This window comes from Streptomyces sp. NPDC001822 (assembly GCF_042892135.1).
GTDB lineage: Bacteria > Actinomycetota > Actinomycetes > Streptomycetales > Streptomycetaceae > Streptomyces.
The window spans coordinates 185,653-210,579 of record NZ_JBIATW010000001.1 but is presented as its reverse complement, the minus strand read 5'-3'; the positions used below and the strand labels follow the sequence as shown (position 1 = coordinate 210,579).

The 24,927-nt window shown below is 72.3% G+C and carries 19 protein-coding genes and 1 pseudogene; 11 read left to right on the top strand and 9 right to left on the bottom strand.

The window, feature by feature from the left end:
• Positions 1-42: 42 nt before the first annotated feature.
• The 3 genes and pseudogenes from ACFYY2_RS00960 (at position 43) to ACFYY2_RS00950 (ending at position 1,591) form a co-directional block, all read left to right on the top strand.
• Entirely contained in the window at positions 43-570 is a 528-nt protein-coding gene (locus tag ACFYY2_RS00960) for an NUDIX hydrolase (protein ID WP_388735255.1), read from the top strand.
• A gap of 47 nt (positions 571-617) precedes the next feature.
• Positions 618-1,112: an FBP domain-containing protein gene (locus ACFYY2_RS00955; RefSeq protein ID WP_388735253.1), complete on the top strand. Its 495-nt coding sequence runs from the start codon at positions 618-620 to the stop codon at positions 1,110-1,112.
• 71 nt (positions 1,113-1,183) lie between these two features.
• Positions 1,184-1,591, top strand: a pseudogene (locus ACFYY2_RS00950) (SHOCT domain-containing protein).
• Positions 1,592-1,711: 120 nt separating this feature from the next.
• Here ACFYY2_RS00950 and ACFYY2_RS00945 read toward each other — a convergent pair.
• The 4 genes from ACFYY2_RS00945 to ACFYY2_RS00930 all read right to left on the bottom strand — a co-directional run bounded on the left by ACFYY2_RS00945 (position 1,712) and on the right by ACFYY2_RS00930 (position 6,116).
• Positions 1,712-2,347 (bottom strand): alpha-ketoglutarate-dependent dioxygenase AlkB, encoded by a 636-nt coding sequence (locus tag ACFYY2_RS00945; protein WP_388735251.1) that lies wholly within the window; start codon positions 2,345-2,347, stop codon positions 1,712-1,714.
• 84 nt (positions 2,348-2,431) lie between these two features.
• A complete protein-coding gene (locus ACFYY2_RS00940) occupies positions 2,432-3,274 on the bottom strand; it encodes a phosphatase PAP2 family protein (protein WP_388735249.1) in 843 nt (280 codons plus the stop codon).
• Entirely contained in the window at positions 3,275-4,228 is a 954-nt protein-coding gene (locus tag ACFYY2_RS00935; protein WP_388735247.1) for a YihY/virulence factor BrkB family protein, read from the bottom strand.
• Position 4,229: 1 nt separating this feature from the next.
• Complete coding sequence (locus ACFYY2_RS00930; RefSeq protein ID WP_388735245.1) at positions 4,230-6,116, bottom strand: diacylglycerol kinase family protein; 1,887 nt, start codon at positions 6,114-6,116, stop codon at positions 4,230-4,232.
• A 384-nt stretch (positions 6,117-6,500) separates the two neighbouring features.
• On the opposite strand from ACFYY2_RS00930, the gene ACFYY2_RS00925 reads away from it, so the two are divergent.
• From ACFYY2_RS00925 to ACFYY2_RS00905, 5 genes are all read left to right on the top strand, one after another.
• Positions 6,501-6,950: a DUF5709 domain-containing protein gene (locus ACFYY2_RS00925; RefSeq protein ID WP_388735243.1), complete on the top strand. Its 450-nt coding sequence runs from the start codon at positions 6,501-6,503 to the stop codon at positions 6,948-6,950.
• A 377-nt stretch (positions 6,951-7,327) separates the two neighbouring features.
• Positions 7,328-8,617: an ATP-grasp domain-containing protein gene (locus ACFYY2_RS00920; RefSeq protein WP_388735241.1), complete on the top strand. Its 1,290-nt coding sequence runs from the start codon at positions 7,328-7,330 to the stop codon at positions 8,615-8,617.
• Positions 8,614-9,777 carry a GNAT family N-acetyltransferase gene (locus ACFYY2_RS00915; RefSeq protein WP_388735239.1) on the top strand — a complete coding sequence of 388 codons (1,164 nt, stop codon included), beginning with the start codon at positions 8,614-8,616 and terminating at the stop codon, positions 9,775-9,777. Before ACFYY2_RS00920 ends, ACFYY2_RS00915 begins: the two co-directional genes overlap by 4 nt.
• Positions 9,774-11,480, top strand: a complete 1,707-nt coding sequence (locus ACFYY2_RS00910) for an ABC transporter substrate-binding protein (protein ID WP_388735237.1) — start codon at positions 9,774-9,776, stop codon at positions 11,478-11,480. The genes ACFYY2_RS00915 and ACFYY2_RS00910 overlap by 4 nt, the downstream gene beginning before the upstream one ends.
• Positions 11,477-12,508 (top strand): GNAT family N-acetyltransferase, encoded by a 1,032-nt coding sequence (locus tag ACFYY2_RS00905; RefSeq protein ID WP_388735235.1) that lies wholly within the window; start codon positions 11,477-11,479, stop codon positions 12,506-12,508. The genes ACFYY2_RS00910 and ACFYY2_RS00905 overlap by 4 nt, the downstream gene beginning before the upstream one ends.
• On the opposite strand, the gene ACFYY2_RS00900 is transcribed toward ACFYY2_RS00905, so the two are convergent.
• The 4 genes from ACFYY2_RS00900 to ACFYY2_RS00885 are packed head-to-tail and all read right to left on the bottom strand — an operon-like array spanning position 12,460 to position 16,224.
• Positions 12,460-13,446: an EamA family transporter gene (locus ACFYY2_RS00900; protein WP_388735233.1), complete on the bottom strand. Its 987-nt coding sequence runs from the start codon at positions 13,444-13,446 to the stop codon at positions 12,460-12,462. The two genes, ACFYY2_RS00905 and ACFYY2_RS00900, sit on opposite strands and share 49 nt — an antisense overlap.
• The gene (locus ACFYY2_RS00895) at positions 13,443-14,750 is read right to left on the bottom strand and encodes a serine hydrolase (protein ID WP_388735231.1); all 1,308 of its coding nucleotides are present in this window, start codon (positions 14,748-14,750) and stop codon (positions 13,443-13,445) included. Before ACFYY2_RS00895 ends, ACFYY2_RS00900 begins: the two co-directional genes overlap by 4 nt.
• 32 nt (positions 14,751-14,782) lie before the next feature.
• Entirely contained in the window at positions 14,783-14,995 is a 213-nt protein-coding gene (locus ACFYY2_RS00890; RefSeq protein WP_388735229.1) for a ferredoxin, read from the bottom strand.
• Entirely contained in the window at positions 14,992-16,224 is a 1,233-nt protein-coding gene (locus ACFYY2_RS00885; RefSeq protein WP_388735227.1) for a cytochrome P450, read from the bottom strand. Before ACFYY2_RS00885 ends, ACFYY2_RS00890 begins: the two co-directional genes overlap by 4 nt.
• Positions 16,225-16,467: 243 nt before the next feature.
• Here ACFYY2_RS00885 and ACFYY2_RS00880 point away from each other — a divergent pair, with 243 nt between their 5' ends.
• Complete coding sequence (locus ACFYY2_RS00880; protein ID WP_329042118.1) at positions 16,468-17,211, top strand: SDR family oxidoreductase; 744 nt, start codon at positions 16,468-16,470, stop codon at positions 17,209-17,211.
• Between the two features lie 188 nt (positions 17,212-17,399).
• Positions 17,400-18,869 (top strand): LysR family transcriptional regulator, encoded by a 1,470-nt coding sequence (locus tag ACFYY2_RS00875; protein ID WP_388735225.1) that lies wholly within the window; start codon positions 17,400-17,402, stop codon positions 18,867-18,869.
• A gap of 54 nt (positions 18,870-18,923) precedes the next feature.
• Here ACFYY2_RS00875 and ACFYY2_RS00870 read toward each other — a convergent pair whose 3' ends face one another.
• Positions 18,924-20,585: an ABC transporter substrate-binding protein gene (locus tag ACFYY2_RS00870; protein ID WP_388735223.1), complete on the bottom strand. Its 1,662-nt coding sequence runs from the start codon at positions 20,583-20,585 to the stop codon at positions 18,924-18,926.
• A 310-nt stretch (positions 20,586-20,895) separates the two neighbouring features.
• Here ACFYY2_RS00870 and ACFYY2_RS00865 point away from each other — a divergent pair, with 310 nt between their 5' ends.
• Positions 20,896-24,876, top strand: coding sequence for a NocE (locus ACFYY2_RS00865; RefSeq protein WP_388736763.1), 3,981 nt, complete (start codon positions 20,896-20,898; stop codon positions 24,874-24,876).
• Positions 24,877-24,927 lie beyond the last annotated feature (51 nt).

Genomic DNA, 24,927 nt, shown 5'->3' with positions numbered 1-24,927 from the left:
GCCCTTCGACCCGCATCCGACCGACCGGGAGCAGTGCAGCGCATGGCCAGTGATGTCACGGACGTCCCGACCCGCAACACCCGTCCGCCGATGGCCCAGGCGGCGTTCGGTGTGGGGGTCGTCGTCGAGGACGAGCAGGGCAGGATCCTCCTCGGCAGGCACCGCGACGGAACGTGGGAGCTGCCGGGCGGAAAGATCGACCCGACGCACGAATCGGTGGCGGCGGCCGCCGTCCGCGAACTGCGCGAGGAGACGGGCCTTCGGGTACCCGAGGAGGCGGTGACCGTCTTCGCGATGCTCCACGACGTGGTGGGCGGCATCAACAGGATCAGCATGGGGGCTCTGGTGCGGGCGGGCTCGGAGACCGCCCGGGTCACGGAACCCCATCTGATCAGCGTGTGGCGGTGGACCGCCGTCGACGAGCTGCCCGGTCCGCTGTTCCACCCCTCGGCCCAGATCCTGGCCGCCTGGCGCCCCGAGCTGGGCATCCGGCACCCGGCCGCCCATCATCTGCCGATCGGGCCCACTCCGCCGCGCGCCGCGGTCCCGGCCACGACCCGCGACCTATAGGCATTAAGCATTTGCCTAGGCCTCATAGGCAGAGTTAGTTTCGCCGCATGAGAGCCGTCAGCGAGCAGGACATCCGTGCGTCGTTCGTCAACTGTTCGAAGGGCGAGGCGAAGCGTCTGCCGATGCCCCGCGACCTGGAGGAGCGCCCCTGGGAGGATCTGGACTTCCTGGGGTGGCGCGACCTCTCCGCACCCGACCGGAGCTACATCGTCACCGAACTGCGCGGCGAACTGACGGGGATCACTCTCCGCTTCCCGTCGCAGCAGAGAGGCTTCCTGCACCGCAGCATGTGCTCGGTCTGCCTGACCACACACCCGGGCAGCGGTGTCTCCCTGATGACCGCCCGCAAGCGCGGCCAGGCGGGCAGGGACGGCAACTCGGTGGGGATCTACGTCTGCACGGACCTCGACTGTTCGCTGTACGTGCGCGGCAGGAAGTCACCCGCGCCAGGAGGACGCTTCGAGGAGTCGCTGACCGTGGAACAGCAGATCGACCGGACACGGACCAAGCTGTCGGCCTTCCTGGACCTGCTCGCAGCCTGACCGGCAGGAAATGCGGGCGAACGTGAGCGGATGTACCAATAAGGGACCATCCGCACGATCGGAGTAGGCCCGTGGACGACTATCCGCTCCTGAACCTCTTCCTGACCATGATGTTCCTGTTCCTGTGGGTGCTGTGGTTCTTCCTGCTGTTCAAGGTCGTCACGGACATCTTCCGCGACCACTCGCTGAACGGCTAGGCCAAGGCGGTATGGGTGATCTTCGTGATCGTGCTGCCCTACCTGGGCGTGCTGATCTACCTGATCGTGCGCGGCAAGGGCATGGGGCGCCGCGAGGCCAAGGAGGCGGAGGCACGCGAGGAGTCCTTCCGCCAGTACGTGAAGCAGGCCGCCGGCTCCGGCGGTGAGCCGTCGGGCGGCGGTGGCCACGTGTCCGAGCTCGCCAAGCTCGCGGAGCTCAAGGACAAGGGCCACCTCAACCAGGATGAGTACGAGAAGGCGAAGCAGAAACTCCTCGCGTGACGGACGTGCCGGTGGGCCGCGTGCGGCTCGCGTGCCCTGTGGCCGCCGCGCCGATGCGTACGCACTCCTCCCGGGTGCCTCCGCCGACGTGCCGCCCGCGGCCCTCCCGGCCGGACCGCCTCAGCGCACTCCGCGCACTCCGCGCGTGCGGTACTGCACACTGATCCGCGGACCCTTGGCGTGCGCGGTCTTGGGAACGGCGTGCTGCCAGGTGCGCTGGCAGGACCCGCCCATGACGATCAGGTCGCCGTGGCCCAGCGGCCGGCGCACGACGTCGCCGCCCCCGACCGGGCGCAGGAGCAGGTCGCGCGGGGCACCGAGGGAGAGGATCGCCACCATCGTGTCCTCGTGCCTGCCTCGCCCGCTCAGGTCGCCGTGCCAGGCGACGCTGTCGCGGCCGTCCCGGTAGTAGCACAGCCCCGCCGTGGTGAAGGGCTCCCCGAGCTCCTCGGCGTAGTGGGAGGACAGCGCCTCCCTGGCGTCGGCGAGTACCGGGCTGGGCAGCGCGTCGCCCTCCCGGTAGTGGGCGAGCAGTCGCGGCACGTCGACCATACGGTCGTACATCTGCCGGCGCTCGGCCTGCCAGGGGACGTCGGTCACGAGCTTGGCGAAGAGGTCGTCGGCACCGCTCAGCCAGCCCGGCAGCAGATCGATCCAGGCCCCGTCGCCCAGGACCGTGCGGTGCATTCCGGCGAGCGGGCCGAGGCCCGGACCGCCGGCCTGGTCGAACAGCGAACCCTGGAGAGGAAGGGGCATGGGAACCAGTCTAGCCGCGAATTAGAACAAGCGTTCCCTTATCGTGGACGGCCCACCGTGAGACCGGACGTGCCCGGCGCCCGCCTACCGTGGGCCTGCCGGATCAGGGCCGGGCGACTCCGGACCGGGTATCCCGGGGTCCCGCGACCCGGGCTCCTGCGACTCGGGGTCGTCGCCGCTCAGCTCCGGCTCCAGTCCCTCGGCGACCTCGGTCCTGCCCATCCCCGCGTCCGCGCGCCACGCCTCGAAGGACCAGCCGGTCAGTGCGACCACCGCCAGCCCGAGCGTCCAGCCGCCGACCACGTCGCTGAACCAGTGGACACCCAGCGCGACACGGGTGAAACCCACCCCGAGCACCGAGACCGCCGCCACGGCCCAGCACAGAGGGCGCAGGCCCTTGCGCACCATGGGCAGCAGCACGAGCAGCAGGATCGCGAAGGAGGTCGTGGCCGTCATCGCGTGGCCGGAGGGGAACGAGAAGCCCGGCGCCTGCGCCACCGGATCCGGGAGGGCCGGCCGCGCCCGTTCGACCACGGTCTTCACCAGCAGCCCCGTCAGTCCTCCGGCGATCGCCGTGACGGCCGACCACGCGGCGAGCCGCCACGCGCGGCGGTACACCAGCCACAGGACGATCACCGCGACCGCCGCGCGCAGGGTCACCGGATCCCAGACCACGTCCGAGAAGAAGCGCAGGGTGCCGGTCCAGGCCGGATGGTCCAGGGCGGTCCGGTTCAGCCACCGGGCAGCTCCCGCGTCGAGGCGCCGCAGCGGGAGCCATCCGCTCTCCACGAGGACCAGCAGGAGGCCGAAGAGGACCGCCGCGACGGCTCCGACGGCGACGGAGCCGAACAGCCGGATGCCGAACCTCCGGTCGGCGTCCTGGCGCGTACGTCGTGGGGCGGCAGGGGCGGCGGGACGGACAGACATTCAGGCTCCTGGATCGGGGTCTGCGGGGCCGGGGCGCCTGGCCCGCACCGCTTCGAGCTGGGCGGCGAAGGAGAGGCCGAGGAAGAGGGCGATGGAGGTGAGGTAGGCCCACAGCAGCAGCGACATGAACGCCGTCAGCGGGCCGTACACGGTGTCGAAGGAACCGCTGACCGAGAGGTAGAGGCTCAGGAGCCACGTCAGCGTGGTCCAAAGGACCAGGTAGACGGCCGCGCCGAAGGCGAGCCAGGTGTAGCCGGGCTGCCGGCGCCTGGGTGAGCGACGGAAGATCGCGCTCGCCGAGAGGATGACGAGCAGCACACCGCCGGGCCAGCGCAGCAGGTCCCAGGCGGACCGCGATCCGTCTCCGAGGTCGTAGACGTCGACGACGGCGGCCACCAGGTCGCCGCCCGCCACCATGGCGACGAAGCCGATGCCGAGGGGGATCCCGGCGGTCAGGGACATCACCAGGCCCCGGAGGTACTTCCGGTGGAAGACCCGGTCCCGCTCGACCCCGTAGATCCGGTTGGCACCGCGCTCGATCTGGCACATCGCGGTCGTCGTGTTGGTGAGGGAGAAGACCAGTCCGAACCAGAGGGCCAGCTGGGCCCCGTCGTCGGCGTGACGCCGGCTGCGGTCGAGCGCGTCGTCCACCACCTGCGCGCTGGGCCCCGCCGTGATCCGCTGGATCGTCAGTTCTGCCACCCTGCCCAGGTCTTCCGTGTGCAGGGCGGTGGACAGCCCGACGAAGGCGATGACGAGCGGGACCACGGCCAGCACGGTCTGCAGGGCGAGCGCCCGGGAGTGGCTGAAGCCGTCCGCGTACCGGAAACGGACGAAGGAGTCGCGGAGCAGCGGCCAGCGGCCGTAGCGCCTGAGGGTGGCCAGCGCCTCGTCACCCGAGAGTTCGCTGCCGATCATGTCGCGGGTCTGCGGGACCCTGGTGGCGGTACCCATGTCACTCCCCCCGGGCGGGCATCAGCACGGTCAGCGCGCCGGGCCGGACGCGGGCGGTGAGGTGCCGGCCGGAACCGATCGGGTCGCCGTCCAGCTCACGGGGCTGTGGAACGTCGAAGCGGATCTCGGCGCGGCGGAAGGTGAAGTACTCGACGGACCGGTGCGGCCCGGGAGCCCGTGTGCCGTCCGTGCGCGAGTTCGGGTCCGGTCGTGATGCCGCGTCCGGGCCCGATGTGACGGCCTTGTCCGACGCCACGGCCGGCCGGGGGTTCACGGCCGGACGGGACTTCGCGTGCGCGCGGGGGCGCAGGAGGGACGCGGCGGCCCCCAGCCATCCCGCCGGTCCACGCGGGTCGAGGATCAGCAGGTCGAGCACGCCGTCGTCGGGCCGGGCGTCCGGCACCAGGGCCGCCCCGCCCTGCACCTTGCCGGTGTTGGCGATGAGCACCATCCGGGCGCTGCGCCGCAGCGGCCTGGCCCCGTCGACGGAGACCGTGAGACGCATCCGGGGCGCGCGCAGTTCGCGCAGACCCGCCATCACATAGGCGGGCCATCCGATGACGGCCTTGGCACGGTCGCTGGTGCCCTCCAGCATCGCCGCGTCGAGGCCCGCCCCGGCCATGACGGTGAAGTGCGTGGGTGCCAGCCCGTCGCCCTCGATCAGACCGAGGTCGATCCGGCGCGGGGCGCCGCCGAGCGCGACGGCCAGTGCCTCCGCCGGTCTGACGGGCAGGCCCAGATTGCGCGCCAGGAGGTTGCCCGTCCCGCACGGCACCACGACGAGCGGTACGTCGGTGCCCGCGAGCGCCTCGGCCGCCGCCCGGATCGTGCCGTCGCCTCCGCAGACAACGACGAGCGTGGCGCCGTCCCGGATCGCGTCCGCCGTCTGCCCCTCACCGGGGTCGTCGGCGGTGGTCGGCACGAACGCGGCCCCGTGGTGGCCGTGGTCCTCGAGAACCTGCCGCAGCGCGCTGCGGGCGTCGTCGTCGGTGACCGTGGGGTTGAACACGACCGTAGTACGGGCGGGCCGCTGCTCCGGCCGGGCCGTGCGGGGGGCCGGCACCGCTTCGACGGCGGGTGCCGGCGCGGGGACGTGCGGGCCGGTCAGCAGGGCGCGGCCGACGATCAGGAGGGACAGACCACCGTTGAGGAGGCCGCCGGCGACGTCGGTGGGGTGGTGCATTCCCCGGTACATCCGGGCGAGGCCGACCAGCAGGGGCACGAGCAGCAGCACGGCTGCGAGGATCTTGCGCCAGGGTCCCTTCACGCGGTGCAGGACGAGCACGGCGAGACCGGCGTAGAGCGCCGTCGCGGCCCCCGTGTGGCCCGAGGTGTAGCTCGACGTCGGGGGTGAGGCGTCGAGGCGTTCGACGTCCGGCCTGTCGCGGTCGACCGCTTCGGTGATGGCCAGGAAGACCAGGGACTGCAGCGAGACTCCCACGGCCAGGAAGATCGCGTCGCGCCACCGGGGCAGCCTGGGCACGAGCAGGAGGACCAGGCAGCTGATGAGGGTGCCGATGACGACCGTGGCCGTGTTCCCGGCCTCGGACACGACGAGGGACACGGTGTCGAGCGTCCCGGTGCGGACGCGTTCCAGCCCGTTGGTCACCCCGTCCTCGGCCGTCATCGGCCAGACGCCGGCGGCCGGACCGGTGATCAGCAGCCCGAGGCCCACCATCAGTGCGGCCTGGCAGACGGCCGTCGAGGCGATGATCCCCACGGCCCGGCCGCTTCCCCCCGCGCTCTCCGGAGCCCGTCGCGCGCTCACGTCACCGGCCCGGCCGCCGGTCCGGGACGGCAGGGGCACGGCGTTGTCAGCGGGATACGAGGACCGGGCGGCGTGGGCGTCCGCGAGCGCTGCGGGTCTCTCCGGTATGTCGGTCGGCATGTCGTTCCCGTCGTTCGGTGCCCCGTGGGCGAGTGGGTGCGGGGCTGGATCCCGGCGTCTCGCCGTCTGCCCGCTCCCGGCCGATTGAGACCTGCCGTGCCGCGACGGTCCGCCCCCGCGCCCGGCGGGACCGGCGATCCGGCCCCCGGTCGCACCGTCCTGGGATCGGCCATAAGCTGCCGGGGCCGAGGGGTAGCGGCCTCGATGGGGCTGACCAGGCCTTCTGTTCCCACGGCTGTCGTGAGGGGCCGCCCGGGAGGGCGGACGGCCGTCCGTGCGAGGACGGATCAATGACCCGCCCTCGCGTGGGCAGGAGAGCGACGCCGCACGACCCGGCTACGGGCTACGGCGGACACGGCATACCTCAACGGAAGGAGCGACCGGATGTCGGACGAAGGACGCGGTGACGACGTCTATCAGCCGGACGGGTCCGATGCGGACAACCGGCCGACGGACGAGCTCGATCCGGAGAACGTGCTCGGCGAGCCCGACCTCGACGACGTGCTGGACTCGGGCTACTCCCCGCCCGAGAAGCCCCTGGGCGTGACGAAGTACGGCACGACCGACGAGGAGCAGCGGGAGGGCGAGTCCCTCGACCTGCGCCTGTCGCAGGAGGAACCGGAGCAGGACCCGCTCTTGGAGGACGGGCCCGAGGACAACGGCCCGGAAGAGGACGACGCGGGGAACGAGCGCGCGGGTCGCGTCGCCGATGCGGACGAGGCGGACCAGTTGCGCAACAACAGGGTGATGGGCCGCGACGTGGGCATCGACGGGGGCGCCGCCTCCGCCGAGGAGGCGGCACTGCACATCCAGGAGGACGACCGCGGCGCCTGAGGCCCGGAGCGGGTGGGAGGCGGTACCGGACCTGTCCGGTACCGCCTCCCTTCCGTGCGGGCGCTCGACCGCACGGCGAACGCTCCACACCGCGGCAGACGCCTCACGCCGTGGCCCGCACTTCAGTGCGTGGTCGGCACGTCACACCACGGCAGACGCCTCACGCCGTGACAGGCGCCTCACGCCGCGACCGGCGCTTCAGGGCGCGGTCGGCGGCCCGGGCGCCCCGCGCAGCCCCCCGGACCTCCTATGCGCCTCGCCCGCCGCCTATGCGTCCTGCCTCCCGGGGCATGGCACGGCCGGCCCGGAGACGGTTCAACTGATCCCCGAGAGCCCGGAACCGGTCGATTGCACATCACCCACACGGGAGGCGTCCGATGACAACACCTCTGGCCGACTACGCGCGGTTCGCCGGGAAGCGGATCGCGATCGTCGAGCACATGCAGAACCACCCCTTCGTCCTGGGGCTGAGGCAGGCCCAGGAACACGGCCTCGAAGTGTGGCTGCTGACGGGCGACCGGTCCTGGTACACCCACGGACACGACTGGGACACCCACCCGCTGGCGATCGTGGACCGGGTGATCGACGTCGACACCACGGACCTCGACGCGGTGCTCGCCGTCGTCACCGGCGAGGACGGGGTGCCCATGGTGGACGGCATCACGTCGTTCTCCGACTACCACACGGAACTCGCGGCCCAGGCCGCCCGCCGCCTCGGGCTGCCCGGCCCCGACCCGGCCGCCGTGCGCACCGCCAACATCAAGGACCACCTGCGGATCGCTCTCGGCGACCAGCCCTTCAACATCCCGCACGTGCTGGTCGGCCACCGGAGCCAGCTCGACGAGGCGGCCCGCCGTCTCGGCTTCCCGATGATCGCCAAACCCCCTGCGGAGGCGATCAGTTACGGGGTCCGCAGGGTCGACGACATGGCGGGCCTGGTCGAGGCGTGGGAGGAGCTCTCCACCGTCCGGCACAGCCTGCGCGGCCAGCCCCGCAGCGGTGACGTGCTGCTGGAGCAGTACGTCGAGGGCGTGGAGGTCAGCGTGGAGACGATGACCGTGGACGGGCACACCCATGTCTTCGGCGTGACGTCCAAGGACCTCTTCGGCGACCCCGCCTACATCGAGTGCGGGCACACCTTCCCCGTGCCGCTGTCCGACGACGAGCGCGACGAGCTGTACCACGTGGTCCGCACGACCCTGGAAATGATCGGCTACCGGCACGGCCCCTGCCACACCGAGGTGCGGCGCACCGAGTCGGGCTGGCGGATCATCGAGGCCAACCCCCGCACCCCGTCGAGCTGCATGACGATGCTGGTCACCGACGTCACCGGCCGCAGCCCCATCCTGGACGCCTGGCTGCTCACCATCGGGGTCACCCCGCCGATCGAGCCGGTCGTCCACAACGGTGGCGCGGCCGTGCGCATGATCTACCCGGCCCGGCGCGGGACGCTGGCCCGCATCGACGGGCTGGAGGCGGCGGAGGCCGTGGAGAACGTGCAGGTGCTGCTGCACGTCGAGAAGGGTGACCACCTGCTCCAGCGCATGGACAACTCCTCCTGCGTGGGCTTCACCTACTGCAACGGCCCCGACCGGGTGGCCGCCCAGGAGTTGGCGGACAAGGCCGCCGCCCTGCTGGACTTCGTCGTCGAGGAAGACCTCCGGTGAGCCCGTACACCGAGGGCCGGGACGGTGTGCGGGCGGTCGCGGGTGCGGCCGGGCTGGAGGCGGCGGGCTGGGACTTGCTGCTGGGGGCGGAGGACTTCTTCCAGACCCCCCGCTGGCTCACCGTGCAGGAGCACAACTCCGGTACGGCGATGGACTTCCTGGTGCGCGAACGGAAGGGCACCCCGGTCGCCGGGCTGGTGACCGCCTGGGCCGACACGTCCGTGGCCTGGCTGCTCGCACGGCCGGACGCGATGCTGAGGCGCGCCCTGGAGCAGGACGTCCCCGAGGCCGCCGACGTGCTGCGCGACGTCGCCGGGGGCGATCCGGACAGCCTGCTGCCCTCCCTGGTCTGCGGTGGGCGGCACCTGGGCCGCACCCGGACGCTCGCGTCCGCCGACGCCACCGGGGAGGACCTCGCCGCGCTGCTGGACAGGGCCGAGGCGATGGCGGCGGACCGCGGAGCGGCCACCGTCTGCTTCCCGCACGTGGACGTGCGGGACACCTCGCTCGTCGCGCTGCTGGAGAGCCGCGGCTACCGCCACCATCCCTCGGACCACTACGCCTGGCTGGACATCCCGGAGGGCGGCTTCGAACAGTTCGTGGAGGAGATGAGCGCCCACCGGCGCCGCCGGGTGCGTCTGGAACGCCGGGCGCTGGCCGAGGCGGGCGTCGAGGTGAACGTCGAACCGCTGACCCAGGAGCTCTGCCCGCGCCTCGGGCAGCTCGACGCCAACCTCCTGCGCAAGTACGGGAATCCGGCGAGCGACGAGGGCTCGGCGCGGATGATCGGCCGGATCGCCGAGATCATGGGCGACGACGTCCTGGTGTCCGTGGCCCGGCAGCACGGCACCGTGATCGGCTTCGGGATGGTGCTCCGGTCGCGGGCCCGCGGGGAGGAGCAGTGGTACGGCCACCGCGCCGGGTTCGACTACGAGGCCCAGGGCAAGCTGCCCCTCTACTACGACGTCCTGTACTACGAGGTGCTGGACGCCGCCGCGAAGGAGGGCGCCACCGTCCTGCACGCCGGGATCGGCAGCGTCAAGGCCAAGCTGGCCCGGGGCTGCCGGGTCAGTGAGCAGCGTTCGTACCTGCTGCCGCTGCCCCGCACCGAGGACACCACCGGCACAGCCGCCGAGGACCGGGAGACGACCACACGATGAGTTCCGCCACCGGCTCCCAGGAGGGCGGCGGCTGGAACGCCGCCGTCGGAGCGCGTGTCAACCCCTCGGACCGGCGCGGGGGCACCCTGCGGCTGGTCTCCTCCGCCGACGTCGACTCCCTCGACCCCGCGCGGACCTACTACGTCTGGGTGTGGCTCCTGCAACGGCTGCTGAACCGCACCCTGATGGCCTATCCCACGGATCCGGGACCGGCCGGCCTGGTGCCCGTCCCCGACCTGGCCGAGGCCCCGGGCGTGGCGAGCGACGGCAACCGGACCTGGACCTACCGGCTCCGCGAGGGCGTCCGCTTCGACGACGGCACCCCGGTGACGTCGGCGGACGTGCGGTACGCGGTACAGCGGATCTTCGCGCAGGACGTGCTCCCCGGCGGGCCGACGTATCTGGTGCCCTTGCTGGACGCCCCGGACCGGCCCTACGCCGGGCCCTACCGGGACGCCGGTGAGGACGGCCTGCCCGCCGTGCTCACCCCCGACGCGCGCACGATCGTGTTCCGGCTGCGCACCCCGTTCTCCGACTTCGACCACCTGATGGCGCAGCCGTGCGTCTCCCCCGTGCCGCGGAAGGCGGACACCGGTGCACGCTACGGCGACGACCCGCGCTGCTCCGGCCCCTACCGGGTCGCCGAGCACGCGCCGGGCAGCAGGCTCCTGCTGGAACGCAACCCGTACTGGGACCGGGCGACCGATCCGGTGCGGCCGGCGCTCCCGGACCTGGTGGACGTCACGATCGGGCTCGGCCTCGACGAGATGGACGAGCGCCTGACGGCCGGGGAGTTCGACATCAACCTGGAGGGGCGCGGCCTCCAGCACGCGGCGCAGGCCCGCCTGGCGGACGATCCGGTGCTGCGCTCGCGCACGGACAACCCGAAGACGAGCTTCCTGCACTTCGTCTCGCTCCAGCCGCACATCCCGCCGTTCGACAACGTGCACGTGCGGCGGGCCGTGCACTACGCGGCCGACAAGATCCTGCTCCAGGAGGCCCGCGGCGGCCCGGTCACCGGCGGCGACCTGACGACCGCGCTGTTCCCGCCGAAGCTCCCCGCCCATCAGGCGCTCGACCGGTATCCGACCGGTCCCGGTCTGCGCGGCGACCTCGACGCGGCCCGCGCGGAGCTGGCCGCCGCCGGCCTGCCCGACGGCTTCGACGCCGTCATCGGCACCCAGCGCGGCAAGTTCAGACTGGTCGCCGACGCGGTCGTCGAGTCCCTCGCCCGGGTCGGCATCCGGCTCACCGTCAAGGAACTCGACGTGGCGACCTACTTCAGCCGGGGTGCGGGCTCGCCGGAGACGATCCGCAAGCACGGGCTCGGCCTGATCGTCACCGACTGGGGCGCCGACTTCCCCACCGAGTACGGCTTCCTGGCCCCTCTGGTGGACGGCCGGCTGATCCGCCCAGGCGGCGGCAACTGGAACATCGCCGAGCTCGACGACCCGAAGGTCAACGAGCTGATCGACACGGGGCTGCACACCGCCGACCCCGCCGCCCGTGCCGAGTTGTGGCGCGAGGTGGAGCGGCGGGTCATGGACCACGCGGTGATCCTGCCGCTGGTCCACGACAAGACCCTTCACTACAGGGGCCCCCGCACCACCAATGTGTTTGTCCACCCCGCCTTCGGCCTGTACGACGTCCAGGCCATAGGCGTGACCGATACCCGCACCGACCGGGAGAACGACACCGTATGAACTACGCAGCAGCGGACCTCCGCTTCGTCCCGCTGGACGCCGGCGACCCGGCCACGTCGGACGCCTGGCTCCGGCTGACCACGGACAGCGCCGAGGACGTCCCGCTGTCCGCCGCCCCGCCCTGCGCGGCGGACCTGACCGGCTCGGTGCGCTTCGCGCCGCCGGACACCGCGCTGGCCGGCGAGGTCGCCTTCCTGGACGGGCAGGCGGTCGGCGCGCTCCGGCTCGTGCTTCCCGACGGGGCGCCGGTCGCCGTCGTCGACCAGTTGCTGACCGCGCCGAAGGAGCGCCGCCAGGGAATCGGGACCGCCCTGTTCCGTCGGGCCCGCGCGCTGGCCGGGCAGCACGGCCGCACCCTGCTCGTGGGCGATGTGGTCGAGGCGCTGCCGGGAGGTCCCGTACGCCACGAGGGTCCCGCCGCGTTCGCCGCCTCTCTGGGCGCCACCCGGTCCGACGGCCCCGAGGGCGTCCACCAGTGGCTCGACCTGGACCGGCACGACCCGTTGTCCGGCGGCGTCCCCGACGTCCCGGCCGGTTACCGGCTCCAGCGGTGGGGGACCGTCACACCGGACGGGTTCGCGATCGCCGTGTCCGAACTCGGCCAGTCGCTGGGCGAGAGCCTCCCGGAGACCTGGGGCGAGGGGCCCGAGGCGGTCCGCACGAGCCATGTGCGGCGATACGAGCGGATGCGGGTGGGCCGTGGACGGCGCGCCTACCACGTGGGCGCCGTCCACGAGGAGACCGGTGAACTCGCCGGTTTCACCAGTGCCTCGAAGACGACCGGCAACCCGGGACACCTGCTCCAGGGCATGACGGTGGTGGCCAGGGGCCACCGCGGCCACGGCCTCGGGCTGCTGCTGAAGCTCGCGAACCTCGCCCACATACGCGAGTACGAGCCCCGGGTACGGCTGGTCGAGACGGCCAACGCCGACGACAACCACCCGATGATCGCCCTGAACCGGGCGATGGGCTTCGTCCCTCAGGAACGCCTGGTCTCCTGGGAGGCGCCGGTCGCACCGGCCGGCTGACCGCCCGGCGGCCGCCCTCCGCCCTCCGACGGGCGGGGGGCTGCCGCCGTGTCGTCGCGTTCGCGCAGGAAGCGCGGCAGCCAGCCCGTGCCGAGCAGGACACCCGCGACCACGGCCGCCCCGCCCGTCACGGCCCATCCCGTGGGCCGCTCGTGCAGCGCGAGCCACGCGCCGGCCATGCCGACCACCGGCACGAGCATCGAGAACGGCGCGACCACACCCGCCGGATAGCGCTTGAGCAGCGCCGTCCAGATCCCGGAGCCCACGACGCTGCCCAGCACAGCGATGTAGACGAGTGCGACCAGCCCCGGCCAGCCCTGCGGGCCGAAGGATGCCCCCAGGGCGCGCCAGCCCGTCGCGGGCCCCTCCATCACCGCGGACAGCGCGAGCAGGGGCAGCGGGGGGATCACCGCCATCCACAGGGCGAACCGCAGGGGGTACTCCGGTTTCGCCTGCCGGCTGGCCAGGTTGCCGACCGCCCAGCCGAGCGCCGCGAGCACGGTCAGCACCAGGGGCAGCAGCGGCGCGGTACGCGCCCGGTCCACCGCGATCACGGCCATGCCGAGCACCGCCAGCCCGATGCCGGCCAACTGCCGTACGGTGACGCGCTCGCGCAGCAGCAGGGCCCCCAGCAGCACGGTGAACGGCGCCGAGGCCTGCACCACGACGGACGCCAGCCCCGAGGGCATGCCCTGCTCGATGGCGAGGAAGAGCAGCCCGAACTGGGCGACGCCGAAGCCGAGTCCGTATCCGAGGAGCCAGCGCAGCCGCACCGCGGGGCGGGGCACGAAGAGGACCACCGGGACCGCGAGGACCAGGTAGCGCAGTGCTGCCAGGAAGAACGGCGGGAAGTGGTCGAGGCCGACCCGCACCGCGAGGAAGTTCAGCCCCCAGAGCACGGCCACCAGGACGGCCAGCGAACGGTCCCGGGCGGTCACCGGGAGGTACCGCCGAGCAGGCCGGACTCGATGACGCGGGCGCCCATGCCCCTCAGGAACTGTCCGTCGCCGATGAGCTTCTGGTCGTCGGCGCACTGCTGGAGCACCAGTGTGTGGCGCACGCCCGCGGGGTCCTCCAGCAGCCAGCAGAACATCATGACGCCCGGGCACGAACCGCCCTTGAACACGACGCGCGGCCAGCGGGCGGAGTCGACGGGAACCCCGGGATAGGCCGTGAGGATGCCGTCGACGACGCCACTCGCGTCCCGTACCGCGTCGTCGGCCAGGGCACTGAGCACCCGTGTCACGTCCCAGGCGCTCATGTGCCAGTCCAGGCCCTGCTGGTGCACGGTGGGGCCGAGGTCGGACCCGCGCACGGTCATCGGGCCCTCGATCCGCTCCAGCAGCCGCCGGCGGCCGTCCTCGTCCGCGGAGGCCCACTCGGCCCGCGTTCCGGGGTCGCCCCAGCCGATCTCGAAGACCTCATGACTCGTCAGGAACGGCCGCAGCAGCGACGGATCGCTGTGCCCGCCCTCCACCACGGCCCGCTCCACGGCGTCCCGCCCCAGCAGGTCCTGGATCAGGTCGGCCGCCGTGTTGTCGCTCATCGCGATCATCTTGTAGGCGGTCTCGCGGACCCCGACCCGGGTGCCGTCCGGGAGCTCCTGCATGTCCCCGGTGGGCAGGCTCCGCAGGGCCGGGGTGACCGTCACCCGGTCGTCCCACCGCACGGAGCCCGCGGCGACCGCCTGTGCCAGCGCGCGCATGAGGTAGAGCTTGTACGACGAGCCGTTGGGCATCGGCCGGTCTGCGTCCTTGGCGTAGAGCGTCCTGGTGACGCCGTCCTGCTCGCGGGTCACCAGTGCCGACCAGGTCACTCCGGGCTGCTCCAGCGCCCGATCCAGGTCCTCCCAGGCGCGGACCTCGGGTGTGACGACCTCGGGCCCGAGGTGGAGTACGCGTATCAGCCCGGTGGAGTCGAGGGTCAGTGACAGGTTCGAGCGGACTCCCGCCGGGCCCTCCAGGGTGACCCACGACTTGTGGGCCACCGGCTGGTAGTCGGTGACGGTGAACGGGCCGAGGCCCCGCCACTGTCCGACCGTCGCGGCGAAGCCCTGCGGATGCCGGGCGAGGAAGACGGGGACGAAGGCCCCGGACAGGTCCTCCTCCCGGGGAGCCGCGGGGGCGGTGAGCAGCTCCACCGCCCAGTGGGTGCGGCGACCGAGCGGGGTGAGGTCCCCGTCGAGCGCGGCCTGCGCGTCCGGGTGGACGGAGGCGTCGGAACCGGGCAGATCGATCATCATCGCTCCTCGACGGCCGTTGGCGACCGGTGGTGTCAGTCCTCGGTGACAGTGATGGCCGTGCAGGGGCAGAGCTCGGCGCACAGCCGGACCGTCTCGTGCAGTTCGGGCGGTGGTTCCGCCATGAGCAGGACGACGGTGCCGCTGTCCGGGTCCTGCTCGAAGACCTGGGGCTCGGTCGCCGCGCACCGGCCCATCGCGCAGCAGGCTTCCGTGTCCACGGCCACGGTCAGCCGGCCGGCGCTCACCAGGTCACCGGCAGGGCGGCGAGCCCGTAGCTGGACACCTCGTGCCGGAAGTCCAGTTCGCCGAAGGGCACGGCCAGCCGGGCGCCGGGCATCCAGCGCAGTACACCGGCGAGCATCTCCTCCAGTTCGACCTTGGCCAGCCACTGGCCGAGGCACTGGTGGATACCGTGGCCGAAGGCCAGGTGGCGGCGGGCGTCCCGGCCGGGGTCCAGGGCGTCGGGGTCGGGGAAGACCGACTCGTCGCGGTTCCCGGCCGACAGCGACACGACGACGCCCTCGCCGGCCCGGATCGTCACGTCACCGAGTTCCACGTCCTCCAGCGCGGCGCGGGCGAGCCCGTTCTGCACGATGGAGTGGTAGCGCAGCAGTTCCTCGACGGCCTTCGGCAGGAGTTCCGGGTCCTTGGCGAGGGCGTCGGCCAGGCCCCGGTCGGTAACCAGGCTCAGCAGGCTGAGGCTCGCCTGGCTGGTCGTCGTGCCGTGGCCGGCCACCAGCAGCAGCCGGCACATCGGGACCATCTCCTCGACGGTCAGTGTGCCCTTGCGCACCTGGTCGACGACCAGCCGGCTCAGCAGGTCGTCGCCGGGCTCGGGGGTCCGCATGCGCTCCTCGACCACCTCGCGCAGCAGGCCGTCCAGTTCGTCGCGCGCGGCGGCGACCTGCTCGGGCCGGTAGCCGCGGTCGATGAGGATGCCGGCGCGGTTCTCGATCAGTTCGCGCTGCTCGTCGGAGACCCCGAAGAGCAGGGCGATCACCCGGGAGGGGACGGGGATGGTCAGCCCGCGCACGAGGTCGACCGGGCGTTCGCCCTCGACCAGGGCGCCGAGCATCTCGTCCAGGTGCTCCCGCAGGACGGGCCGCATCGCCTCCGCCCTGCCGTGCAGGAAGTCGCGGGTGAGCATGGAGCGCAGACGTGAGTGGTCGGGATCGTCCATGCGGATGAAGGAGGCGGTGTGGGGCTTGTCCCGTACGAGGACGGACGTGGTCGTCATCATCGGGAAGCCGGGGGCGCTGGTCACCGCGGTGAACCTGCGGTCGGCGAGCACCGCGCGGACGTGGGGGTGGGCCGTCACCAGCCACACCTGGCTGCCGTCCCACATCGTGATGCGGCTCGCGGCCGGGCCGGACCTCAGCAGGGCGAGCGGTGGCGGCGGATCGATCGGGGAGACGCGCTCCATCGGGTAGGACGGTGCGGCCGTCACCTTCGGGGATGCTGCGTCCTGCGTCATGGGTCCCACCTATCGCTGCACGGGCATGCCGACGTGAAGTAGCGGCCCCATCCTCACCGCCCGCCGCCCGGCCTCCCCTCCGGGGGCCCCGACCCGCATAACAAGCCACGAACGCACATAACAACGGCCGCCGAAGGCCGTTCACCGTGCGTACACCCGGCTGGTACGGTCGGCGCGCCGTACCGTCGGACGCTTTTCGGCCGGATTCCCGGTCCGGCCCAACACCCCGAGAACGAGGACCACATGAGTTCATCGCTACAGGGACACGTCGCGCTCGTCACAGGAGCGGGATCAGGAATCGGCCGTGCCACCGCTCGCGCCCTCGCGGGGGCCGGGGCCTCGGTCGCCGTCGCCGGACGGCGCCTCGACCGCCTCGAGGAACTGCGCACCGAGCTGGAGGCGAAGGGCGCCACCGTCCTGGTCCTCGGACTGGACGTCACCGACGAACAGGCCGTGGCCGCGGCCGTGCGCACCACCGTCGACACGCTCGGCCGGCTCGACATCCTGGTGAACAACGCCGGGCTGATGCTGCTCGGGCCGGTGGAGGACGCCGACACCACCGACTGGACCCGGATGATGGACACCAACGTGATGGGCCTGATGTACACGACCCACGCCGCCCTCCCGGAACTGATCCGGAACCAGGGGACGATCGTCCAGATCTCGTCCATCGCCGCCCGGGTCGTCGGACGGGGCAGCGCCGTCTACAACGCCACCAAGTTCGCCGTGAACGGCTTCAGCGAGGGCCTGCGGCAGGAGGTGACCGAGCGCGGGGTGCGGGTGGTGGTCATCGAGCCGGGCACGGTGGAGACCGAGCTGCGCGAGCACATCACGCACGCGCCTTCCAAGGCGGCGATCACGGAACGCGTCGCGAAGATCAGGCAGTTGCAGAGTGAGGACATCGCCGAGGCGGTGCTGTACGCCGTCACCGCTCCCCCGCACGCCACGGTCAACGAGATCTTCATCCGCCCCACCGATCAGGCCTGAGGCACGTCTTCACGGCGGGCACCGCGTCGCGCGGTGCCCGCCTTCGTGCTGCCCGGGGCCGTCCGCGCCGCTCGAGGACCGCTCGGGGGCGAGAGGAGCGAGCGAAGAGAACGCCTGCCTAACGTGAGCCGCATCAGGCCGTCACAGGTGAAGAAGAGGCGTCATCCATAACCGTAAGGAAGCCGTCCGTGCCTTCTGCGATACACGTGCCCTCCGTCCCCGACCGGCTGACGCGCCTGCCCCTGTCGCGTCCGGATCTGCGGCTGCTGGACGCGATCGGGCAGTGCGGTGACCTGGCCGAAGCCGCCCGCAGAGCGGGGCTGAGACCTCCGGCCGCCCAGCGCCGGCTGGACCGGCTGGACCACGCCACCGGGCTGACGCTGACGCTGCGGGACGCGCGTACCGCCCGGCTGAGTCCTGACGGCGCGCGGGTGCTCGTCGCCGGGCGGCGGTTCTTCCGCCAGGTCGACCAGGCCGTGCAGACGGACATCTACGGGCGTGGCGCGGAGGCGCTGAACGCCCCCCGCATCCTGAACATCGCGACCGCCGAACCGCTGATGGAGGATCTGGTCGAGGACGCGGCCGACTCCCTCGGCATCCTCCTCTCGGTCAGCCACGACACACCCGGGCAGGTGCTCCGGCAGCTCGACGGTTACCGGGTGGACGCGGCGCACACCTGGGGGCTCAGCGCCCTCTCGCACGGCGTGGAGCGGACCGTGCGGACGTACGAGGTCCTGGACGACCCCCTGTGGGTGACGCTGCCCCTGGGCCATCCGCTGGCCGGCCGCGACGCGCTCTCCCTCGCCGATCTGCGCGACGAGAACTGGGTGTCGGAGGCCGGGCCGGAGGCGGAGGTCCTCGTGAGCGGGGTCTACCGGTCGGCCGGCCTCACTCCGCCCGCCCGCATCCAGGTCACCGGCGCATCGGTCGCGCGGGGGATGCTGCGGCGCGGCGACGCGGTCGGCCTGGGCTCCCCGGCCTGCCCCGCGGTGTTCGCTCCCTCGCTGGTGCGCCGCTCGCTGGTGGAGCGGCCCCGGCGGGCCGCGGGCCTGCTCGTCGATCCCGCCGTCGTCCCCGGCTCCCTGGCCCAGCAGTTGGCGGCGCTGCTCACGGCCCGCTGCCTCAGCAGGTTCACCGCGCAGCACGGGGACATGCTGCGCGATCCGTGGTGGGCCGACTGGCTGCGCGGGCAGCGTGCGGGGCTGGAGCGGCGCACCGACGCCGCCGCCCGCGGGCCGCAGGCCCCGCCGGCCCTGCCCGACGAGTCGGTCCAGGTCGACGTGGAGGACCTTCATCTGCTGCGCGCGGTGGCCGACCACGGCAGCATCAACCGTGCCGCGGCCGTGCTCTCGATCAGCCAGTCGGCCCTCACCCGGCGCATCCACCGCCTCGAACTCAGGCTCGGTGCGCGGTTGTTGCTGCGAAGCTCACGCGGTACCGACCTGACGGCGCCGACGCGTCAGTTCCTGGCCGGGCTGGCCGGCTTCGAGGCCGAACTCAGGGCGGTGGGCGCGGCGCCGGGGGACGCTCCGCCGGCCGGGCCGTCCGGCGGTACGCAGCGCCGGGCGCACCGGACTCCCCGGGGTGGCGCGGTGCGCCCGGGCCGGGCCGCGCCCGACCGTGCGGCGGTGCGGCCGGCGGTCGCCGGCCGGAGTTGAGGCGGCGGTGCGGGGTGCGGCCGGCGTGTCCGCCACCGGCCGCACCCCGCCTTCTCAGCGTGCGCCCAGCGCCACGTAGTCGTACATCCCGAAGGATCCCGTGACGAACACGTTGCGGGCGTCAGGGTGGCGGTAGAGCAGGGAGCGCGGGTAGAGGTAGGGCACGATCACGGCGTGGTCCATGGTCAGCCGGTCGATGCGGTGCCAGATGGCCGCGCGTTCCTCCGGGTCGGCGCTGACGGCCCCCTGGTCGAGGAGGGCGTTGATCTCCGGGTCGTCCAGCTCGCCCATGTTCTGGTTGCCGCGCTCCTTGATGGCGCGTCCGTCGACGATCTGCTGGAAGAAGCCGTAGCCGTCGGGGAAGTCGGCCCCCCAGCCGAACATGATGATCCCGATGCCGTGCTCGCGCAGGTACTCGGGGCTGCCGCCGTAGCGGTCGAAGTAGTCGCCGGACGGGAAGTCCAGCACTTCGGCCTCGATGCCGACGCGGGCCAGTCCGGCCGAGAGCGCCTGGGCCGCCCGGTACTCCTTGAGGCGGTCCTTGCGGGCGGCGATCTTCGTGCGGAACCCGTCCGGCATGCCGGCGAGGGCCAGTTCGGCCCGGGCCGCGTCGAGGTCCCCGGTGCCGTCGTCGCCGACCGGGTAGCGGTCGAAGGGCCGGTAGCCGTCGATGGTCGGCGGCAGGATCGTGGTGGCGATGTCCCCGCCCACGGTCCCGCCGTAGGCCGCCTGCATGGCCGCCTTGTCCGTGGCGAACTGCACCGCGCGGCGGCAGTGCACGTTGTCGAACGGCGTGATGCGGCTGGACAGGCAGTAGATCCAGGTGAAGCCGGTCAGCGGATTGTCCGCGTTGGCCCGGAGCGCGGGGTCGGCCAGGATGCGTTCCTGGGCAGCGGGCTGCACCCCGAAGCCCGCGAGGTCGACGTGCGCGTCGCCGGAGAGCAGCATCAGGTCCACCTCGTGCGGGTCCTTGCCGAGGTGGACCTCGATCCGCTCGGCCCGCTGCCGTCGCACGGGGTCGGTCCCGGGGTCCCAGTGCGGGTTGCGCTCCAGGACCACGAGCTTTCCGCGCTCGTAGGACTCGACGCGGTAGGGGCCGGTCGCGACGGGCCCGAGCCGGTAGCCGATGCCGGTGTCGCGGTTCCTCGGGACGGGTGTGGTGCTCGGCATCGTGGCGAGCAGGTCCATGCCGGCGAACGGCTCGTTCAGCCTCAGGACCAGGGTGCGGTCGTCGGGTGTCTCCACGGTGACCGGGCCGTCCACCTCGGGCTCGCGCCAGGGGCCGCCGTAGTCGGTGCCCAGCAGGTGGCGGAAGTAGGTGGGGCCGACGCCCAGCACGTCCGTGCCGTAGTTGCTCCTGGCGATCGCGTACTTGACGTCCGCCGCGACGACGGGGGTGCCGTCCTCGTAGAGGAGGCCGGCTCGGAGCCGGTACGTCCAGGTCCGGCCGCCGTCCGAGCTCTCGCCCAGCGACTCCGCCAGGTCGGGGACCAGCCGCTGGCCCTCCTTGCCGGGCGCGGTGTCGAAGGTGACCAGGGTCCGGCCTATCAGGCGGAGGAAGTTCCAGGTGTAGGCGTAGTACGTGTTGCCGGGATCGAGCGAGTCGAAGTCGTCGGTGCGCACCAGGCGGAGGGTCCCGCCCAGCTTGTCGGTGGGGGCGAACACGCCGTCGACGGCGGCGTCGAAGCCGGTGCTGCCCGACTGTTCGGTCTCCATGTCCCAGCCCTTCTCGCGGTGATTTCCGCGCCATTCTGCGGTGGTGCGGGTCCGCGGTGCGCCGTGACGGGGTACGGGCGCATAGCCGACCGCGGGTCGGTATAGCGGGAGAGACGGGTGAGAGGCGGTGAAGAGGTCCGGCTGATGTGCTCGCGTCCCCCACGCGCGAAGCGGACGCCCGCTTCCCCCCACGCGCGCCGCGGGTGTACGCAGGAAAGGCGAGACGAACGTGCCCCGAAGAAAAAGATGGCATGCACCTGTCATAGCTGTCGCCGCGACGGCACTGCTGGCGGGCTACCCGTCGGTGTCGATGGCGAAGACCCCCACCCCTCCCCCGGGCGCCGCCCAGGGATGGAGCCAGAAGGACCGGGCGGACGCCCCGAAGCCCGGCCCTGCCGAGCTCCCCGAGGCCGTCCCCGCCGACGACCGGACAGCGCTGCTCGGCTCCGGTTACCGCGCCTCGGACGACCTGGCCTGGACCACGTCGGGGGACGCCACCGGCTTCCACGTCATGGTCGCCGCCGCCGAGGACGGCTACCGCTGGCGGACCGCCGCGACCCTGGCCGAGCCGGGCTTCGACACCGACACCTGGATCGGCAACGCCTGCCTCACCGCCTCCGGCAAGCGCGCCGCCGTCACGTACGCGCCCCGCACCTTCACCAACAAACCGGCGCTGATGACCCGCGGAGCCTTCACGGCGGTCGTGGACCTGACCACCGGCGCGGTCACCAAGCTCCCCGTCCAGTCCAGCCTGAGCTACTTCTCGCCGGGCTGCGGCACGACGGAGAAGGCCGTCTTCTCGCAGTTCTCCGACGACGCGTCGAAGCGCAACGAGACCCGTCTCGTGGGAGTGGACACGGCGAGCGGAAAGGCGGCGAAGCCGCTGGACCTGCCCGGCCAGGTCACGTCCGCCGTCCCCGTCGCCGACGGCTACGCCGCCGCGCAGGGATCCCGCCTGGTCCGGGTCGCGCCCTCCGGCGACGTGCGCGTCGCCGCGCGCGCCGGCACCGCCCCCTTCCAGCTCACGGCGGCCGCCGACGGCTCGGTCGTCTACATCGACCGCACCGCCCCTGCCGCGGGGTCCGGCACCGAGCGGGCCGAGGTCCGGCGCGCCCCGGCGGCGCTGTTCGGCTCCGCCAAGGCCGCCGGCGGCACCCAGCGCCTCGCCACCGGCGCGCTCACCGACTTCGACCTGGCCCGCTCGGCCCGCACCGGCACGGTGTACGTCACGGGCGAGGCCGAGGCAGCGGGCACCCTGCCGTCGTCCGTGCGCATGCCCGCGGGAGTGGCCAAGGGTGCCGCCCTCTCCACCCGGGGGGAGGCCGCCGTCACCACCGCCTGGGCCGACGGCAAGGACTCCCGGATCTCTCCCCAGGAGGCCGCGTCCGCACGCACCGCGCGGACCTCGATGAAGCTCCTGGAGACCGGCCGCAACGTCACCCTTCACGCCCGGCCCGGCACGGCCGTGGGCTCCACCGCCAGGACGGCCGCGGGTCTCGCGACGTCCCCGGCGCTGACCCGCGGGACCGGGACGACAGCGGCTTCCGCGAAGCTCGCCGCCGCCTCGCCCACCAACCCCGTCGAGGACGAGCGCTACTGCTCGGTGCCACGCGGCGACGTCCGCAAGCAGGCCTTCCAGCCCACCCCGCGCCAGGTGGAGTGGGCGGTGGACCAGGCCGTGGTCGGCAAGCTGAACTCGCACGTCTCGCGCGCCGCCAACTGGAAGAACACCGGGATGTCGGCCTACCAGCCGCAGTCCCTCTTCCCCCTCAAGACCATGGCGGGCGACCCCAACGGCACCCCCGACGCGGCGGACGAATACCACATCCCCGCGCAGGTGATGCTGGGCGTCACCGCCCAGGAATCCAACATGTGGCAGGCCACCCGCTTCGCGGTGCCGGGCGTCACGGCGAACACCCTGATCGGCAACTTCTACGGCATCAGCCACGGATCCGACGGTCAGGCCCCGGACCCGTGGGCGATCAACTGGGCCAACGCCGACTGCGGTTACGGCATCGTCCAGGTGACCGACGGCATGCGCAAGGCCGGGCACGAGAAGCCCGGCGAGACCGCGCTGTCCGTGCAGAAGCAGGAGGCCGTCGCCCTCGACTACACCGCCAACATCGCCGCGGGGGTCAACATCCTCGTGGACAAGTGGAACCAGACGTACAGCGCCGGAATGACCGTCAACGACGGCGGCCCCTCGTACATCGAGAACTGGTTCTTCGCGCTCTGGGCGTACAACTCCGGCTTCTACCCGCAGTCCAGCGCCGGTTCGCACGGCGGCCACTGGGGCGTCGGCTACACCAACAACCCGGCCAACGCGCTGTGGAAGGCCAACCGCACCCCGTTCCTGGAGAACTCGGGCGGCGGCGACGACTACTCGCACGCCGCCCACCCCCAGGACTGGCCCTACCAGGAGAAGGTGATCGGCTGGGCCGCTCGCCCGATCTCCGCGATGTTCGCCCCGGGCGACTTCCAGCCCGGCTACCGGGCCGCCTGGTGGACCGCCACGGACCAGCGCACGCGGGCCAAGCCGCCCGTCGGACAGTTCTGCGACACATCCAACAACTGCGACCCGACCAAGATCAAGGACGGTGACACCGACACCAACGGCGCGTGCCAGCTCAACAACCCGGCCGACGAGTTCTTCCTGCACTGCTGGTGGAACAAGAAGAGCAGCTGGAAGAGCTGCGCGGGCGGTGCCTGCGGCTACGCCCTGCACCGCTTCGACGCCACCTACCCGGAACAGCCGGACGGCAATGCCTACCCGCCCCGGTGCTCCAGCGGCCTGCCCTCGGGGACGTACGTGATCGACGACGTGGCCTCGGGCGTCACACCCGCGGGCTCGTCGGGACGAAGTTGCGGGGCGACGACCTCACCGGGCTCCTTCGGCTTCACCTTCACGGCCGACGGCGCCAACTACCCGGGCAAGATCGACACCCATCAGATCGGGGCCGGTTACGGCAACCACTTCTGGTTCTCGCACACGAGGAACCAGGCGACCACCGAGGGCGCCCGGATGCGCACCACCGGCACCTGGACCCTGACCAACGGCATGACCGGCTGGGCCCGGGTCTGGGTGCACCTGCCCGACCACGGCGCCCACACCCGGCAGGCCTCGTACACCGTCTCCGGGACGAACAGCACGAGTCCGGTACGCGTGCATCCGCAGCGCGTCGGAGAGAACAAGTGGGTCTCCCTCGGGGTGTTCCAGTTCACCTCCACCCCGAAGATCTCCCTCTCCACGCACGCGGCCGACGGCAGCGGGTCGGAGGACGTCGCATGGGACGCGGCGGGCTTCCAGCCGCTGTCGGCCAAGCCCAAGGACATGGTCGTCGCGATGGGCGACTCCTACTCCTCGGGTGAGGGCGCCTCGGCCGCGGGCGGCGTCGACTACTACAAGGAGACGAACTACCGGGACGCGAGCAACCCCTCGACGCGGGACGCCTGCCACCGTTCGACCAAGGCGTGGTCGCGCCAGGCCACGATCCCCGGGCGTACCGCGTCCGTGGGCGCGATGGACGACAGCAGGTCGGCGGCGATGGACTACCACCTGATCGCCTGTTCCGGGGCCCGGACGTACAACATCGCGAGCGTCGGGGAGAACGGGGAGCTGCCCCAGCTGTCCAAGGGCTACCTCGACCAGAACACCACGCTGGTGACCATCTCGATCGGCGGTAACGACGCCCGGTTCGCCTACATCATCCAGAAGTGCATCTTCGGTGGTGTGGGCTGGCCGACGCTGTGCCAGAACCAGAAGTTCGACGACGACGACTCCCGGGTGGACGACGCCGCGTACCAGGGGCTGGACATCGGTGTGGCGGCCGAACGCCTCGCCAAGGAGCGGGTGCGGCCGGCGATCACCGACGCGCTGAAGAAGATCCAGGCGAAGGCGCCCAACGCCAAGATCGTGCTGATGGGCTACCCGCCGCTGCTCGAACGGTCGGGGTCGTGCATCCCGGGCATCGGTACCGAGGAGGCTCCCTGGCTGAACGGCATGGCGGGCACCCTCGCCACCGAGATGCAGGGCGCCGTGGACGACGCCAAGGCCGCCGGCACCAAGGCCTGGTACTCCAACCCCGCGCAGAACTTCGCGGGCAAGGCCGTGTGCGGTGACCCCGAGCAGGTCCACGGGATCGTCCTGGACCTGGTGGAGAGCGACGAGCCCGCGATCGACTGGCCGATCCTGCAACTCGGCGCTTCCGCGCAGTCGTTCCACCCGAAGGTCGGAGGCGCGCGACTGTACGCGGACTCCCTGGAACGGACGATGCAGGGCATGGGTCTCTGACCCGCGGCTCCCGGTGGTCCCTCCCCGCGCGGTGCGGGGAGGGACCACGCG